The sequence below is a fragment of the Parabacteroides sp. AF48-14 genome, from assembly GCF_003477465.1.
Taxonomy (GTDB): Bacteria; Bacteroidota; Bacteroidia; order Bacteroidales; family Tannerellaceae; genus Parabacteroides; species Parabacteroides acidifaciens.
In genome coordinates this window covers 87,120-104,295 of sequence record NZ_QUDI01000015.1, presented here as the reverse complement: position 1 = coordinate 104,295, position 17,176 = coordinate 87,120, and the positions used below count along the sequence as shown (strand labels likewise).

Annotated in this window: 11 protein-coding genes; all 11 read right to left on the bottom strand. The window is 45.7% G+C overall.

Annotation, left to right across the window (positions count from 1 at the left end; genetic code table 11):
- Nucleotides 1-261: 261 nt before the first annotated feature.
- Nucleotides 262-1,665 carry a glucuronate isomerase gene (gene uxaC / locus DW083_RS09135; protein WP_122332158.1) on the bottom strand — a complete coding sequence of 468 codons (1,404 nt, stop codon included), beginning with the start codon at nt 1,663-1,665 and terminating at the stop codon, nt 262-264.
- Nucleotides 1,666-1,685: 20 nt separating this feature from the next.
- Nucleotides 1,686-2,354: a bifunctional 4-hydroxy-2-oxoglutarate aldolase/2-dehydro-3-deoxy-phosphogluconate aldolase gene (locus DW083_RS09130; protein ID WP_115498866.1), complete on the bottom strand. Its 669-nt coding sequence runs from the start codon at nt 2,352-2,354 to the stop codon at nt 1,686-1,688.
- Between the two features lie 112 nt (nt 2,355-2,466).
- Nucleotides 2,467-3,510, bottom strand: a complete 1,044-nt coding sequence (locus DW083_RS09125; RefSeq protein ID WP_115498867.1) for a sugar kinase — start codon at nt 3,508-3,510, stop codon at nt 2,467-2,469.
- 341 nt (nt 3,511-3,851) lie between these two features.
- The gene (locus tag DW083_RS09115; protein WP_122332156.1) at nt 3,852-4,856 is read right to left on the bottom strand and encodes a BF3164 family lipoprotein; all 1,005 of its coding nucleotides are present in this window, start codon (nt 4,854-4,856) and stop codon (nt 3,852-3,854) included.
- A gap of 29 nt (nt 4,857-4,885) precedes the next feature.
- Nucleotides 4,886-7,441 carry a glycoside hydrolase N-terminal domain-containing protein gene (locus DW083_RS09110; RefSeq protein WP_122332155.1) on the bottom strand — a complete coding sequence of 852 codons (2,556 nt, stop codon included), beginning with the start codon at nt 7,439-7,441 and terminating at the stop codon, nt 4,886-4,888.
- A 32-nt stretch (nt 7,442-7,473) separates the two neighbouring features.
- Nucleotides 7,474-8,994 (bottom strand): toxin-antitoxin system YwqK family antitoxin, encoded by a 1,521-nt coding sequence (locus DW083_RS09105; RefSeq protein ID WP_158582099.1) that lies wholly within the window; start codon nt 8,992-8,994, stop codon nt 7,474-7,476.
- Nucleotides 8,995-9,148: 154 nt separating this feature from the next.
- The gene (locus DW083_RS09100) at nt 9,149-10,492 is read right to left on the bottom strand and encodes a Gfo/Idh/MocA family protein (RefSeq protein WP_115498871.1); all 1,344 of its coding nucleotides are present in this window, start codon (nt 10,490-10,492) and stop codon (nt 9,149-9,151) included.
- 19 nt (nt 10,493-10,511) lie between these two features.
- A complete protein-coding gene (locus tag DW083_RS09095) occupies nt 10,512-11,228 on the bottom strand; it encodes a DUF1080 domain-containing protein (RefSeq protein ID WP_233552018.1) in 717 nt (238 codons plus the stop codon).
- A gap of 11 nt (nt 11,229-11,239) precedes the next feature.
- A complete protein-coding gene (locus tag DW083_RS09090) occupies nt 11,240-11,911 on the bottom strand; it encodes a cupin domain-containing protein (RefSeq protein WP_233552016.1) in 672 nt (223 codons plus the stop codon).
- A gap of 180 nt (nt 11,912-12,091) precedes the next feature.
- The gene (locus DW083_RS09085) at nt 12,092-13,660 is read right to left on the bottom strand and encodes a RagB/SusD family nutrient uptake outer membrane protein (protein WP_122332151.1); all 1,569 of its coding nucleotides are present in this window, start codon (nt 13,658-13,660) and stop codon (nt 12,092-12,094) included.
- 11 nt (nt 13,661-13,671) lie between these two features.
- Entirely contained in the window at nt 13,672-17,106 is a 3,435-nt protein-coding gene (locus DW083_RS09080; protein ID WP_233552011.1) for a TonB-dependent receptor, read from the bottom strand.
- Nucleotides 17,107-17,176 lie beyond the last annotated feature (70 nt).

Here is a 17,176-nt window from a genome sequence, read left to right as displayed (position 1 = left end):
TTTTATTTATTGTTTGTGATTCCAATGTATAAAAAAAGCCTGGACTACAAATAGCCAAGCTTTACTTGTGTATAGTCAAGGCTTCTTTGGTCAATCCGTCACCCCCTCTGTTTATGATATCTCTTAAAACGGGCAACACCACAAAGGAAGCCTTTTATCTTTGATAAAACAAACTTATCTGACTTTGATTTTTATGCTTCGCAACATGAAATAGGGAGTGTGTCTGACTTTTGACACACCCCCTTTTTGAGGAAAGGACTCTTAGAATCCGAAATACTGTTTTGCGTTATTGTAGCTGATGTCTTCAACCATCTTGCCGATGAAAGGCAGTTCGGATGCGGGCAATTCGCCATTTTCTACTTCGCGGCCGAGGATGTTACACAAGATACGGCGGAAGTATTCGTGACGCGGATAAGACAGGAAGCTACGTGAGTCTGTCAGCATACCGACGAAGCGGCTTAGTAATCCTAAGTCTGACAGAGCGTTCAGTTGCTTTTCCATACCGTGGATCTGATCCAGGAACCACCAGCCGGAACCGTATTGCATCTTTCCGGGCACCGTACCATCGTTGAAGCTGTAGATCGTGGTGACCATCAGTTCATTGTCACGCGGGTTCAGGTTGTAGAAGATCGACTTTGCCAACATGCCTTCTTCGTCCAGGCGGCTCAGGAAGCGGGATAGCGGAGTGGCGACTTCGGCATCGGCGATAGCGTCGTAACCGGTGTCCGGACCTAACTTCTTGAACATACGGGCGTTGTTGTTACGTGTAGCTCCAATGTGGAACTGCTGTACCCAATTACTGCGGGCATCCATTACTGCCAACTCATAGAGCATGGCGGAACGGAATTTGTCGATCTCTTCGGCTGTCAGCTCTTTCTTCATGCGGGCTTTCAGGAAGATGGCTTCGATTTCGGCATCTGTGTAGGGCTCGGCATAGAAAGTGGTCAGACCGTGATCGGACAGGTTGCAACCCTGCGATTCGAAGAAATCGTGACGTTTCTGCAGGGCGCCGATCAGATCTTTGAAGTTCAGAATCGACATATTGGCGGCGGCTTCCAGCTTCGTCAGATATTCATTGTATGTTGCGACATTCTCGATCGCCATTGCCTTATCCGGTCTCCAGGCAGGAAGAACTTTTGTTTTCAGACTGCTTTTGCGGATAGCTGCATGGTATTGTAAATCATCGATCGGATCGTCCGTCGTACAAACGACTTCCACATTCATCCGTTCCATGATCGCCTGGGCGCGGAATTCGGGTGTTTGCAGCTTGGCTGTACATTCGTCATAGATCTCGCGGGCGGTGGACGGGTTCAACACCTTGTCTACGCCGAAGATACGGCTCAGCTCGAGGTGAGTCCAATGATAGAGCGGGTTGCGCATGGCATGTTGCATGGTGTCCGCCCATTTTTCAAACTTCTCGTAAGCCGGTTTGTCTCCTGTGATATATTCTTCAGGTACACCGTTGGCACGCATGGCGCGCCATTTGTAGTGGTCGCCACCAAGCCATATCTCCGTCAGGTCGGCAAACTGGTAGTTGTCGGCTATCTGCTGTGGGATCAGGTGGCAGTGATAATCGATGATCGGCATTTTCGCTGCGTGTTCGTGATACAGCTTCTGGGCGGTATCCGACTGGAGCAGGAAATTGGAATCGAGAAATATCTTCATACTATTAGTGGTTTATGTTGTTAACGATATTTTTTGATAGTAGCCAGCGCGTCGCGGCAGAGAGTGGAGATTGCTTCCCAGTTTCCGGCTGAGATCATCTCTTTCGGGAACAGTTTGGAACCCATACCGACACAGGTCACGCCTGCTTTGAACCAAGCCGACAGGTTTTCTTCCGTCGGTTCGACAGCGCCTGTCGCCATAATCATGGACCAGGGCATCGGAGCTTTGATATTCTTCACGAAAGACGGACCGCCCACGTTTCCGGCCGGGAAGATCTTGCACAGGTCGCAACCTACTTCCTGAGCGAAACCGATTTCCGATACGGAACCGCAACCCGGTGTATAAGGAACTAAGCGACGGTTACAAACCTTCGCAATTTCCGGATTGAACAACGGGCCGACAATGAAGTTTGCACCCAATTGCAGGTACAGGGAAGCTGTTCCGGCGTCTACGATAGAGCCGACACCCAAAATCATTTCCGGACATTCTTTAGCTGTGAACTTGATCAGTTCGGCAAATACTTCGTGGGCGAAGTCACCGCGGTTTGTAAATTCGAAAGCGCGTACGCCACCTTCGTAACAAGCCTTTACGACTTGTTTTGCAGTTTCTACATCCTTATTGTAGTAAACAGGTACCATTCCAGTGCTGACGATTGCGTCGAGTACCTGCATTTTATTGAATCTTGCCATAATGAATAATTTATTAATGTGTTAATATGCCAATGTGCCAATTAGCTTATGTCCCGAATCTGTCTCTTCCATTGGCATATTGGCACATTGTCTAATTGTCGCATTATTCTTCTTATCTCGATACCCGTCCTGAAGCGTCTCCGCCCATCAGTTTTTCAACTTCATCAACAGTCACCTGGTTAAAGTCACCATAGATCGTGTGTTTCAGGCAGGAAGCCGCAACAGCGAAATCGAGCGCCTTCTGGTCGTCTGTTGTATAAGTCAAAAGACCGTAGATCAAGCCGCCCATGAAAGAGTCGCCACCGCCGACGCGGTCAACGATATGCGTGATGTCATAACGACGGGACTGATACAGTTTGCCGTCAGCATAGAGGACACCACCCCAGGTATTGTGGTTGGCATTGATAGCGCCGCGGAGTGTGATGATCACTTTCTTGGCACGCGGGAACTTAGCCATCAACTGTGTGCATACCGATTCGAATTCGGCAGCGTTTACTTCACCGTTTGTGGCTGTCACATCGAAACCTTCCGGTTTGATGCCGAATACCTTTTCTGCATCTTCTTCGTTACCCAGGATCACGTCGCAACCGGCAACCAATGCAGGCATCACTTCAGAAGCCGTCTTTCCATATTTCCACAGGTTCTTGCGGTAGTTGATGTCGCAGGATACGGGTACACCCATTCGGTTTGCTGTCTGGATTGCTTCCAGGCAAGCGTCTGCGGCGCCTTGCGAAATAGCGGGAGTAATACCTGTCCAGTGGAACCAGGATGCATCTTTGAATACTTCTTCCCAATTGACCATTCCCGGTTTGATTTCAGAGATAGCCGAATGGGCGCGATCGTAAACCACCTTGCTGGCACGGGCTACGGCACCTGTTTCCAGGAAATAGATACCTAAGCGGTCTCCACCGTAAACAATGTGGGAAGTTCCGACACCATATTTACGCAGGTCCATCACACAGGCACGTGCAATGTCGTTTTTCGGCAAACGGGTTACAAACTCTGTTGCAATACCATAGTTAGCCAGTGATACAGCTACGTTTGCTTCACCGCCACCGAAGGTAGCATTCAATTTATCACTCTGACAAAAACGGAGATAGTCTGGAGTGGCCAGTCTAAGCATGATTTCTCCAAAGGTTATTACTTTCTTATCCATATCAATGGTTTATAATGTGTTCAGACTACAAAAGTAGGAGTTTATTTTTAAATAAACATGGTGTGTGCGCGAAAACATGATTAATAACTGAAATTATTCCAGAAAACAGACGTATCCTTTTGTCCTCCTCTGCTTTTCCGGTCATCAGCATGGCCTGGCTCGGCATACTGACGACCCCGATAGGACGTCCCCGCAAACACCACCAGCGCCAATACGCTTCCGTTTCGTCCAATATACCCATCCGCTGTCGTCTGCCATGAAGAGTAGTAGCTTTTCTGAAAACAGAAGAAAGATATCAAAAGAACTCTCAAAAGACAGCTGAATAAATTTTAAACAGCATCTTATAGCTCTGCTTTGACAATACTATATTCCGGGTTTAACACGATAGAATAAAAACTATTGTCATTCCCTTGAGATGCCAAATTGATTCTTGGCATATTGAGATTGGCGATTTTAATTAAATTGAGGTTGTAATCATAAACTCCTACTGTGTGTCGTTTAGGGGAAGTCTGGCTGCGGTCAGTTCCTTTATAATCCGGGTCATTTAAAATAGACACAATGTAATCTTTGGTCAGACAAAATCCGACAAGACAATCTTTTCCCGGATTAGGAATGTTCATATTGTTGTCTGAAATATGATACTCGGCGTCCCCTATTTCTTGTTCATTTAAAAGGGTAATGTTGTTATCCTTAATTTGATAAACAGCTGTATATGGAAGCGTGTTTAAAGCAAGCACAAGTTTTTTGTTATAAGGGTTGTACATGATATTGCCCGAAAAACATTCTTGTCTATTAGATATATCTTGTGGATATGGCAACTTCCCGGCAGAAGCGATTTCTTTTCCATCTTTAGAATAGAGTGTGATAATACCCTCTTTTTTAGTTGGATTGTAAATAATGAAATTCCCTTCAAAATCTGTTTGTAAAGAGGCTACGTTATCATTGATAAAACAAGTCGTAATAGGATTTAAAAGCATGCCTTCTTTTGTGTTTTGAGAAATTGCAGAATTATATCTTCCCCATTGATTCCATACCAAGATGCCCTCGTCTTTATAGGGAGTGATATAGGGAGTTGTAAATTCTTCCGGTCCGTTTCCAATTTTCCCGATACTTGTATTAAAAGAGCCATCCGGATTATAGATTTTAATAAATCCATCAGTTTCTTTTATATCGGATATATAGAAAAAATCATTTGTCTTGATTAGTTTGCAATTCTTTGAAATATATAGTTCATTGGTGATAACTTTTGGAATCATGTTGATTCGTTCTACTTTTTGAGGATGCTGATTGCAGCCAATAAGTAAAAAAAGAAAGGCGGCAATGTGAATTTGTTTATAATATTTCATGATTGTTATTATTATTGATTGGTAAATAGTTAATCGAATAAAAGTGTTAATTTGTAACTATTCGACAAATGCGTATCTGATTGGAATGTTGCTTGGTGGTATTCCTTGCCGTTCGATCGGATAGGAGTAGAAGTGGCAACGACTTTGCCGTTTTGTTTGATTGTAAAAGGTTGTCCGGCACGCAGCGTACAGCTTTTCCCTGCCAGGGAATGGATATTTGCATCCGTCAGCTTGCCCTCTTTCCAGTTCATTGCGACTTCAAAGTTTCCTCTTGCTTTCAAGCCGGAAACCGTACCTTCCGCCCATACGTCGGGCAGGGCAGGCAGCAGGTGGATGTAGCCGGCATGGCTTTGCAACAGTATTTCCGTGACGCCGGCCGTATAGCCGAAGTTCCCGTCGATCTGGAAAGGCGGATGCGCACAAAGTATATTTCGGAACAGACCGCCGCCTTTGTGTTCGCTGTTGCCGAATCCGACCGGGTTGAACAGGTTGGCGATGATTTTATAGGCGTGGTTACCGTCTAACAAACGCGCCCAGCAGTTGATCTTCCATCCCATCGACCAGCCGGAAGCAAGGTCGCCGCGCAATTCGAGGGTTTTGCGGACGGCATTGAAAAGCTCCGGCGTCTTATCCGGTGTGATCTGGTCACTCGGGTGGAAGCCGTATAAGTGAGAGAAATGGCGGTGTTGGGGTTCACGTTCTTTGAAATCGTACATCCACTCCTGTAGTTGTCCCCGTTTCCCGACCTGGTAGGGGAGCAGGCGTTCCAGTTTGTCTTTCAGTTCGGCGCGGAGCGGTTCGTCGAGGTCGAACATCTCGGCAGTAGCGAGTGTGCGGGTGAAAGTTTCCCGTATGATCGCCATATCCATTGTCGGTCCCATGCTCATGGCCGCCTGCTGCCCGTCTTCCGTGATAAAGGTATTTTCGGGAGAGACGCCTACCGGGGTAACCAAATGTCCGTTGCCGTCGTCAATCAGCCAATCGGCGAAGAACTCGGCTGCTCCTTTCATCAGCGGGTATGCCTCGTTTTTCAGGAAGTCCGTATCTTGTGTAAACTGGTAGTGTTCCCAGAGATGGCTGCAAAGCCAACCTTGTACCATTGGCCAGAAAGAGGCTGTCGGCACATTGTCGTTCGGCAGGGATTCCCGCCAGATGGAAGTGTTGTGATGTGCTACCCAGCCACGGCGGCCATACATGTTTTGTGCGGTTTCTGCTCCTGAGACGGCTAACTCGCGGATCATCCGGAACAGCGGTTCCTGGCACTCTGACAAGTTGGTCAGTTCGGCCGGCCAGTAGTTCATTTCCGTATTGATGTTGATTGTATAACCGCAGTTCCAGGCGGGGATCGTGTCTTTATTCCACATTCCTTGCAGGTTCAAAGGTTGCCCTCCGGGACGTGAACCGCTGATCATCAGGTAGCGTCCGAACTGGAAGAGAAGTGCGGCCAGATCCGGATCGGCAGTTTGTGCAAACCGCTCGAGGCGTGTGTCGGTCGGCATTGCCTTTTGTCCGGGAGAAGATACCAGTTCTAAATTGACACGGTCGAAGAGAGAACGGTAGTCTTCCGTATGGCGTTGTTTCAATGTCGGGTAATCATAGGCAAGCGCTTTGTCGAGGATATCGGCTGCTTTGGCAGCTGGATCGATACCTTCCCGGCTCGGACTTTTGTCGAAACCGTTGAAGCTGGTTGCCATGCTAAGCAGGAAATAGACTTCTCCTGTATTATAGACGTGTATGCCGGAATCCGTGATTTCGCATTTTCCGTCCTTCGGAAGGACCGGTTTCAATTGGGCTTCGAAGAACATCCCTTTTCCGTCGATTTCATCTCCGTAGAGTATGCGTTTGTTGAATTTGCGGTTTCCCTTTGCATCGTAGAGTTCGGGATGTTTATATTGGTCGCCCCATTGCTCGAGTTGTTCGAATGTGCGCCGTTCCACATAGCCGGGAGCCTGTCCGTGCAGGATCAAGCGGTCGCTTTCTCCTTTCTGTACGGCTGTCGGATGGGGAGAGGTGAAGTCGAGTGAAATATCGATGCCTTTTGAGGTCTCGCTTTTCAGATGAATGACGATGACATCGTCCGGATGGGAGGCGAAGACTTCCCGTTCATAGCGTATGCCGTTTTGTTCGTATGCTGTTGTTGCGATAGCATCTGAAATGTTGAGTGTCCGTTTGTACTGTCCGGCATCTCCGTGTTTATTGTTTTGGATGTGCAGATCTCCGAACGGCTGGTAATACTGGTGCAGGCGTCCCAGCCAGTTCTTGCAGACCAGGTCGGATGCAGCCGTATATTTCCCGGCTTTCATCAGTCCGGTAACCCGGTCGAACATCTCCGGCGTGATCTTCACATCTTTGAAAACGACCGACGGTTCCCCACTGTACAAGGTGTTTTCATTCAATTGCAGTTGTTCTTTCTCAACTCCTCCGAAGACCATCGCTCCGGCCCGCCCGTTTCCTACCGGCAGGGCTTCATCCCAATTGTGTGCCGGCTCATGATACCAAAGGGCGAGAGGCTCTTTTTGTGGTGTTCCCGTACACGCAGCGAAACATAAAAAGAAAACGAAATAAGGAATAATGCGCATATTCATGGTGATTTTAGATTATACAAAACCAACTAAAGTCATATTTCTTCATCAAAATAATCGTCGTTAGACTCCAGTTCTTCTTTATCAAACTCTAATTGCATAAAGTCTTTCTCGCTACTGAGCAATACTGTGTAGTCACCCGTCCAGTTGATGCTCCAAAACGACATAGAACTGTTGTTTATTTTATAGGTACCAACAGGTACAAACGAACTGTACTCTTCGTTGGTCAGATATTTATAGATAGTCACGACGTAGTCACCTTCAAATATGGAACGCAGAGTAGCAATCATTCCGGAATGAGCGTTGATGGCAATTTCCACATCATACAAGGTGAGACAATCATCCGAATCTAAATCCATCATCCTACCGCTGCCATCATCCCGAACAATATACCAACGAACATGATTATAATCGCCGATACTTGAAAAAGCCTGATGGTATTTCAACACAGGATCATAACCATGATATTCATACCTGCGTTTTTCCTCATTTTCAAGTTCGAATATTAACTGCCCTTTTGCATTGTGAATTTTAAGCGGACGCATAATGTCACATCCTTCGAATGATTTTGAATCGCAGCACGTCTGCAAAAGTTGCTTACCTTCCGCTGCCGGAAGACGCGTCTCTTTCACACTGCTATCCGTCCCGCCATCATAGTTATTCTGTAATGTTTGTTCTCCGTTTTCATACATGGTACGCAAACAGATATTACCGTCTGTATTATACTGTTCGAAGATACCGTGAGGAATCAGCTGGTCATTGAAGCGCTCCAATGAAAGAAGGCATCCCTGTTTGTAATCGCGTATTTCAATACCCGAATCCAAAGTGTCCACACGTACTGAGTCGCAATCCGGTTTTAAAGACCAATATACTTCCTTCCCTTGATTATCGTACACCGTACGGCTTTTTAATTGAAGGCGGTCGCCCCCGAAAAGATATTGTTCAGTGATGCGCGGTGAACCTCCTTCAATATAAAAATTCTTCACCATTTCATTCTCCTCATAGTTCCAATTCGTTGACCAACCGTCTAACATACCGTCCTTGTAGTAGTCCACAGACTTCAAGTTTTCATCATTGTCCCATTCCATGCTCTCTCCGTTAAGACGTCCTTTTACATATTCACACGAGCGAAAGAGCGAATTTTTACTATTGTTATACCATTCCTTATAGATTCCCTCTGCATAACCGTCTACCGTACGTACTTCCTTAAAGAGCATATTAATGTCATAGTAGTACTCCGTACAAAGTATTTCATGTTCGGAAAGGCGAATTTCCCGTCTGGTCAACCAATCTGTTTTCTGGTCGTAATGCCACACAGTATCACTACAAATTCCCTCATGGAAATTTGCAGAATAATATTTCAGCACCCAATCATCCGAAAGGTAACGCACTTTCCAGCATCCCTCCAGTTTTTTACCTTTATAAAAATGAATGGGACGAGGACCGTCATTGTTTATCTCAAGACTCTCGCTATTCACTTCCTGTTGGGCATAAATTGTGTTCAAGCCGCACAGGAGCAGCATGACGAGAAGCAAGGCTTTCATGTTTAAATTCAAGTTTTTGTTTTTTTATGGCTTAGTTATTATTGAAAGTTCAAATTTACGATAAAATCTTTAATTTATATGCCAGTCTTATAAAAACAAAGCCGGAATTTGCTTTCACAAACAAATGTCCGGCTTTTCATCGTCTATTTTACCATGATATGACGCTTTAAACAATGGGTTCCCAACCCGGTTCGTAAGTGCGGCTCCACAGGCGTTGTGCTTCAGGGTCGTTGATGATGTGTCCGTTTGTCGGATCGATCATCAGGCGGTGTCCTGTTCGCCAGGCGATGTTGCCTAATTGAACCAGCAGTGTGCTTTTATGCAGCTCTTCTATGTCTCCATTCGGACGGCTGTTCGTCTTTATGGATTCGATAAAGTTTGCGATATGTCCCATATCCAGGTTTGCACTCGGGCTGGACGGGTCGCGTCCATCGATCACATCTTTGGATGCGACTTCTTTGATCAACTTGTTTTTCATATCGAAAATACGATATCCGTTCTCACCCGTTTCCAGCGCGCCGCCTTCTCCATAGAATATGACTCCACGGTCCCGTCCTTCCGTATTGCGGGAATTACAGCTGCGTCCTTCCCAGGAAACAAGGCAATTATCGCCAAAGCGAATATCGATTGTCTGTGTATCGGGTGTTTCCCAGTCATCCTTGAAGCGGAAACGGCCGCCTTCGGAACTGACACTTGTCGGGAAATCTAATCCCAATCCCCAGCGGATGACATCTATCTCATGTGTGCCGTTGTTCAATGCTTCGCCTGTACCCCAATGCCAGAACCAGTGCCAGTTGTAATGGATCAGGTTATCGCGGTAGGAGCGGCGGGGTGCAGGCCCCTGCCACAGATCGAAGTCGATCGTTGAAGGAGCAGGAACTTCCTTCCCGAAACCGATGGATGCACGGTTATTCGTGTACCAGCCTTTTGCAAAATGGATATGTCCGATAACGCCATTGTGCAACGCTTCGATGCCCTCTGTCAGTCCGGGCCAGGAACGGCGTTGTGCACCGACCTGTACGACACGGTTATATTTGCGGGCGGCGGCAATGCTTAGTTCCCCTTCATGCGGGTTGTGGCTGCACGGTTTCTCGCAGTAGACATGTTTTCCGGCCTGGCAAGCCATGATAGTGGCAGGTGCATGCCAATGGTCCGGAGCTGTTACCAGGATCGCATCGATGTTTTTATCTTCCAATATTTTCCGGATATCTTTTTCCGTCTTCGGATTACCGCCCGCTTTTTTCACGGCCGCAACACCTTTTGCCAATGCCTTTTCTTCGACATCGCAGACATACCGCATCTCTACATCTTTATGATTCTGGAAGTTGCGTGCCATACCTGCGCCGCGTCCGTTAGTCCCCATAACGGCCATGTTCACCCGTTCATTCGCCCCTACGATATTTGCATAACTTTTTGCACTTGATGCCTTGAAAGACATACCACCGATTGTCAGCCCCACACCTGTGGCGGCTACCTGTTTGATAAAACCTCTTCTTGTTGTATTTTTCATGTCTCAATTTGTTATAAGATTATTTTAATACTTTTATTTTCACATTGCGGAAAGAAACCTCGTCTCCATGGTCCTGTAAAAGGATATGTCCTTCCTTGACATCACCGAACATCGGCTTGGAATTTTTGTATTTGCTTAATTGCCATGCTTTTTTGTATTGTTCGCTGCTGCGATCAAAAGAAAGGATCTTTTTCCCGTTCAAATAATGAGTGACTTTTGTCCCTTTTGCCACGATACGTGCCTGGTTCCATTCTCCTATCGGATTGACCTGCTTGGGTGAGGTTGGCAACATGTCGTATAGTCCGCCTTCCAACCGGTTCCCATCGCGTCCCAATTTGGCATCCGGATGGTTTTCATCATCCAGAATCTGATATTCCAGTCCGAGCCATCCCCCTTTTTCGTATTTGGTAAAGAAGTATTTGATCCCGCTGTTAGCTCCTTTGGTGATACGGAAATCCACTTTCAGGTCGAAGTCCGAATATTGATCCCGGGTGATGATGTCACCTCCCCTTTTGTCACCCTGTTTACGCACGTTCAGGATACCGTTTTCAACAACCCAGCCGAATGCAGGCGGTGCGTCTTTCCCGACGGAAGTCCATCCATCCAGATTCTTCCCGTTAAAGAGTAATACCCAGCCTTCCTTTTTTTCTTTAGCTGTAAGCTGGTTATCCTGAGAATAAATGTTCCCTGTCCATAAGAACAGGAACATTGTTAGAAATGTGATTATTTTAGTCATATCTATTTTAATTATTTTGTCCTTACTACAATAAATTTCAAAACGTCTTTGCCGGCATTCCGGATACTATGTTTGGAGCCGGCAGGGCAATAGCAGGATGAAAGCGGTTCGATGGTCCGGCTTTCACCGTTAACCGAAACATTTGCTTTTCCATCCAGTATGAAATAAACCTCTTGTCCTGAATAGCCATCCGCTTCATACCGGGCAGAACCGGAAAGGATATGAAGTCGGGCATTCAGTCCTCCGGCAGACATTTCTTTTGTCAGATACCACATGGTCTTGTCATTGCCGTTTTTAGTCAGGGCTGATTCTTTGAAAGGAATCAGGCAGTCCTTCATCGAGTAATTTCTTACTCCCGGCAAAAACGGTTCCGACAGCTTCCCACGAATCTCACGTTTGAACATGACATACTTAATGGCTTGATGATCGTCTGTCCTGCGGATGTTGTGAGAGGAATTTCCCGGCGCATAAAAAGCATCCCCCGGCTTGAGAACATGTTCTTCTTCATTCAGGCGGACAATGGATGTTCCCTCGACCATGTAGAATAGCTCGTCTTCAAAATGGGAATGCGGCTCATGGGTTTTTATCCCTTTGTCTACATAGGACATTTTAACCGAAAGCGTATCCGCAATTCCGTCCGCAGGGATGAACCAGAAAGCCCAGCCTGTACTGTTCTTATTCACGTGTTCCTCCGAAAAAGTGGTTATGCAATCTGAGATTGTACACTTTTGTTCTTCTTTTTGAGCAAAGCAGACACAAGAAAGGCTGCATAATAAGAGACCGAATGTAATTCTTAATCTATTCATAACAATATAGGATTATAAGTTTATTACGAGGGGCGTTTTGCCCCTCGTAAAGATAGTTTATAATTGCGTATATCCTTTATTCTGAATGATTTTTCCCGGATTAGACTGCATAACGGTCATCGGAATCGGATAAGCCAATGCATCGTCACTCCAAGTAAATTCGGGATATCCGTCGAACTTTTGTTCGGCAGTCATTACGTCTTTAGCCCTTCCGGTACGGACCAGATCAAACCAGCGATGGTTCTCAAATGCCAGTTCCACGCGGCGCTCTTTTTCAATGGCGAGTAATAAATCATTCGCCGTTGGGAAATCGCCGGGTGTATAGTCACGTAGTAAATCAGCTGCCGGTGTAATATCCGGATCTCCCGGTGTATTGCGTGCACGTTCCCTGATTTTATTCACGTAATTAATCGCTGTTTGCTTATCTCCGTTTGTGCGGACAAGAGCTTCTGCATATAAGAGGTAAATGTCTCCCAGTCTCAACTCGATCCAATTGTTGTCATTATCCGAACCACTGGATGAAACGTCGTAATATTTGCAGACATATTTCTCATTTTCCCAGCTTCCGGTTTTTGCATTTGTCCAACCATCACGCATGGATACATATTTACGGGGATCTCCGACTTCATATGCATTAGACATATCTTGTGTAGGCGAGTTTTCCCCTCCTTTATCTCCGACCAGGACCACTTCTTTGTCGGAGAATCGAGGTGCGAAATTATTATTCCAAGGACTTCCGGTAGCTCCGCCCTGAGTGCCTTTTTTGTATTGGACTTCGAACAGAGACTCTGACGTATTTTTGTTGGAGACTTCAAACAAGTCTTTATAGGTCGCGACCAGAGAATAGCGGGGATTATTGATTGTCGATTTGAACTGTTCAATCGCCAATTTGTAATATTCATCCCCTTTGTTCAGCGGATAACCGGCCATTGTCATATATACTTTCCCCAATAGAGCGGTTGCTCCTCCTTTTGTCACACGGCCGATATCGGTAGAACCGTATGCTTCAGGTAAATTACCCTCCGCATACTTCAAGTCTTCGATTATCAGATCGTACATTTCCTGCAAAGGAGCTCTGCCCAATTCATACGCTTCGACCTGGGTGATTTCTTTATCCACTTTGATCGCCCCCAACAATTCGCCGTTTAATCCGTAACCGCCAAACGTACGATTCAGGTAAAAATAGATTAATGCACGTAAGAAGCGGGCTTCCGCAATATACTGATTCTTTAGCTTTTCGTCTTTGAACTCGATATTTCCGATTCGCCCGATAACAATGTTACAACGCAAAATAGTTTTATAACTGTTATCCCAGCAACTGGCTAAAAAATTGTTTTCAGGTAACAGCGGAGAAGCAAATTCATCCACTCCCTTCTCGTTTGCCGGGTTTCCGCTTAACCAGGAATAAGTCGTGTTGTCCGAACGGATTTCCCCTAACCTGACATAAGTCTGATTATAAAGAGATCGTAAATTAGCATAAGCCGACAGTACAGCCTGATTCATATCTGACTCAGTCTTGTAGAACCCTTCGGAGTTTAGATCGGAAGGAGGATTCTTGGTGATGAAATCATCACTGCAAGAGATACATAAAAGCGATAGTACGAATAATAAATATATCTTTTTCATAATGAATAGTATTAAGCATTTAGAACGTAATATTGGCACCGATTATAAATGAACGGGCAGTCGGATATCCAGATAGTCACCCCCTTGTGAAAGGCCGCTTTGGCTGCTGGTCTCTGGGTCGTAGCTACATAATTCGTAATAGTGAAGAGGTTCTGTCCTGTTACATACAGGCGCAACCCTTTCATCTTTACTTTATCCAACACTTTCTGGTCGAAGTTGTAGCCGAAAGTCAGGTTTCTCAATCGCAGGTAAGAAGCATCCTGTACCCAGGCTGAAGAAGGATCGCGTTGCCAGCCGGAAGGTGTACGGGTCGGGCGGAAGTGAATACCGTCACCCGGTTCGTTTTCCGAACGCCAGCGTCCCATTTGTTCAATCATGCCGTTACGATCACCGTGATAGATGCCGCACATGCGTTTATAGAAGCTGAATACTTCTGCGCCGTATGAACCTGTAAACTGGATGTCCAGCGTGAAATTCTTATAGCTGAAAGAGTTGCTGAAACCAGCTGTGAATAACGGATTGTTGTCTCCCAATATCGTTTTATCATTCTGATCGAGTTTCCCATCCTTGTTGACATCTTCATAGCGGCCGTCACCCACTTTATCTCCACTCAGATGGGGATATTTGGCTAATTCTTCCTCACTCTGGAAAACTCCGAGATATTTATATCCATAGAAACTGGCAATCGGATATCCCGGTTGGGTGATGAACGCATTATTGGCATTCGGTGCGCTTCCGTAGATCGGGCGGCCGTCAACGCCAACCTCTAACACTTTATTCTTATTGAATGAGATGTTAAAGTTGCTGGACCAGGTAAATGCTCCTGTCAGGTTCTTGGTATTCAAAGAAAATTCCATACCTCTATTCTGGACTTTTCCTATATTTTGCATCTGAGTGGAATAGCCTGTAATGGTCGGGACAGGGACGTTCAAAAGCAAGTCGATAGACCGGCTGTCATAGAAGTCGCCTTCCAAACGGATTCTATTGTTGAACATACCTAATTCAAAACCTAAATTATATTGGCGTGTACGTTCCCAACCCAAATCGTCGTTTGTCATCGTGTTCGGATTAACCGTGTTCTGGACTGCATCTCCTGTCGGATAGAATCCGGTGGATAACAAGCCGATGGCAGAGTAATTACCGATACGGTTATTACCGGAAATACCGAAGCTGGCACGGATCTTCAGGTCACTGATCTGTTTCACATCCTGCATGAACTTTTCCTGTGAAATACGCCATCCTAAGGAGACGGACGGGAAGGTACCCCATTTCTTATTCCGTCCGAAGCGGGAGGAACCGTCGCCACGAAGAGTCGTTGTCAACATATACCGGTTATCATAGACATAATTGATACGTCCCAGATAAGAGATCATCGAATATTCGGATTCGTCACTTGTCAAGGAATACATGGTTCCTGCGTTCAACGTCGTGATGTTGTCGTTCGCATACCCTCTGGCTTCTCCGTACATATGTTCGTAAGAATGCGATTGTGTGGTATATCCTAACAAAGCATTGATACTGTGTTTGTCTGCCAGTGTAAATGAATAGTTTAATGTATTTTCGATTACCCAGTCCCGATCTGTCCAACGTTCATTGATCCCTTTTGCCGGACGCGGCGCTTTGGAACTGTCGAAATCGACATACGACGGTTCGAACTTCTTGTTGATATTGTCCTGAATACTACCATTTATGCTAATACGGTATTTCAGGTTTTTAATGATTTCCCACTCTGCGAAAATCGTACCCAACCATCCGTGACGTTTCCGTTTGTTCATGACCTGTTCGGCTATCCCGATCGGGTTGGCTACGTCGCCTGCCAGAATTTCCGGATTGCGGACCATCGATCCGTATGTGCCATCTTCATTATAAAGAGGATAGATAGGCGGCAGGTTCAATGCGTACATGACAGGAGAGTCTTTTCCGTTGGCCTGCTCTGTTCCATTTGCATAATAAGCCATCAGGCTCATGCCGACATTCAGGCAATTTGCGATCTTGGAGGAAATGTTGGTACGGAAATTATAACGTTCATAGTCCGTATTCAAAACGATACCATCCTGGCTGGTATAACTGCCGGAGAATGTATAGCGCGTATTTTCCGCACCTCCTGAAACCGACAGCTCATATTGTTGCATCATCGCATTCCGGTATAGCAGGTCTTGCCAATCGTTGTCCGGCATTTGTGCAACGGAAGCCGGATCGAGGAAGTTGTATTTGTAGCTGCCTGTCCCGTCCGGTATCATATACTGGCTGCTTGCTCCCGAATAGAGGGCACGGCGGGAATTCGGATCGTTGATTGTATGCGGGGACTGGTCCGGATCGGATGAAATGACCTTTGCGTCCAACCATGCCTGGTTGCGGCCGTCGATAAACCACTGTACATATTGGTCGCGGTTCATCATCTCGACCTTTTTCTCACGTTGCTGGAATCCGACGTATGCATTCAATTGTACGCTCGGTTTCCCTATCTGTCCTTTCTTCGTCGTGATAATCACAACGCCGTTTGCACCTCTTGAACCGTAAATGGCAGTGGAAGATGCATCCTTCAATACCTGGATACTCTCTATATCAGAAGAGTTCAACAGGCGGAAGGCTCCCCCTTCCATCGGATAACCGTCTACTACATAGAGCGGGTCATTGGATTGTGTGATAGAGCCTGTTCCACGGACTTTAATCGTCAATCCTTCACCGCCGGGAGCACCATTCGTTTGTTGGATAAGTACACCCGGAACCTGTCCGGCCATTGCTTCGCCAAAACTTACGGCTGCCCGGTTTTTCAAGTTTTCGGAGGAAACAGAAGCGACTGCCGTTGTTACATCCGACTTTTTCTGTGTACCGTAACCGACAACGACCACTTCTTCCAGCATTTCCGTGTCTTCATTCAGTTTTATGCTGATATTCTGTTGAGTTCCGACCGCGATTTCACGTGGAGCATATCCGATGTAACTGATCAGCAATATGCTTTTTTCCGGGACTTCCAATGTGAAATCTCCGTTCATGTCTGTTATCGTACCGTTAGTCGTCCCTTTTTCAACGATATTGGCTCCGATAATCGGTTCGCCATTGGCGTCATTCACCTTTCCGGTGATTTTACGTTTCTGTGCCTGATTGACTTTCTGTGTTGAAATAACGATGTGTTTCCCTTCGATAGAGTAGGTATATCCGGTATTTTTCAACACGGTTTTTATAGCATCCGGCAAATTCAGATTGTTGATAGAAACATTTACGATTTTATTCAAACTGATGTTTGTATCTTCATAATCGACAGAGTATCCTGTTTGCTTTTCGATTTCTTCAAATGCAGTCTTTAAGGTTATACTTTTTGTAGTCAATGTTACTTTCTGGTTTTCCGCAAAGATTTGTTGCGGGAGTGTGAGAAGTAAACAAATAAAAGCAAAGATGAACAGACTATTTAGCCTGCCGTGTTGTGATTCTTTATTTATTTCCATATCTTTGTAAATTAGATTTTTTAGTTGAATACTTAGAATAAAATGCCCTTATCTGTAAAAAGATATCAGG

What these genes read in the sequence shown, in the direction of transcription:
- uxaC (WP_122332158.1), bottom strand. Translation starts at nt 1,665, where the DNA reads ATGAAGATATTTCTCGATTCCAATTTCCTGCTCCAGTCGGATACCGCC.
- DW083_RS09130 (WP_115498866.1), bottom strand. Translation starts at nt 2,354, where the DNA reads ATGGCAAGATTCAATAAAATGCAGGTACTCGACGCAATCGTCAGCACT.
- DW083_RS09125 (WP_115498867.1), bottom strand. Translation starts at nt 3,510, where the DNA reads ATGGATAAGAAAGTAATAACCTTTGGAGAAATCATGCTTAGACTGGCC.
- DW083_RS09115 (WP_122332156.1), bottom strand. Translation starts at nt 4,856, where the DNA reads ATGAAATATTATAAACAAATTCACATTGCCGCCTTTCTTTTTTTACTT.
- DW083_RS09110 (WP_122332155.1), bottom strand. Translation starts at nt 7,441, where the DNA reads ATGAATATGCGCATTATTCCTTATTTCGTTTTCTTTTTATGTTTCGCT.
- DW083_RS09100 (WP_115498871.1), bottom strand. Translation starts at nt 10,492, where the DNA reads ATGAAAAATACAACAAGAAGAGGTTTTATCAAACAGGTAGCCGCCACA.
- DW083_RS09095 (WP_233552018.1), bottom strand. Translation starts at nt 11,228, where the DNA reads ATGACTAAAATAATCACATTTCTAACAATGTTCCTGTTCTTATGGACA.
- DW083_RS09085 (WP_122332151.1), bottom strand. Translation starts at nt 13,660, where the DNA reads ATGAAAAAGATATATTTATTATTCGTACTATCGCTTTTATGTATCTCT.
- DW083_RS09080 (WP_233552011.1), bottom strand. Translation starts at nt 17,106, where the DNA reads ATGGAAATAAATAAAGAATCACAACACGGCAGGCTAAATAGTCTGTTC.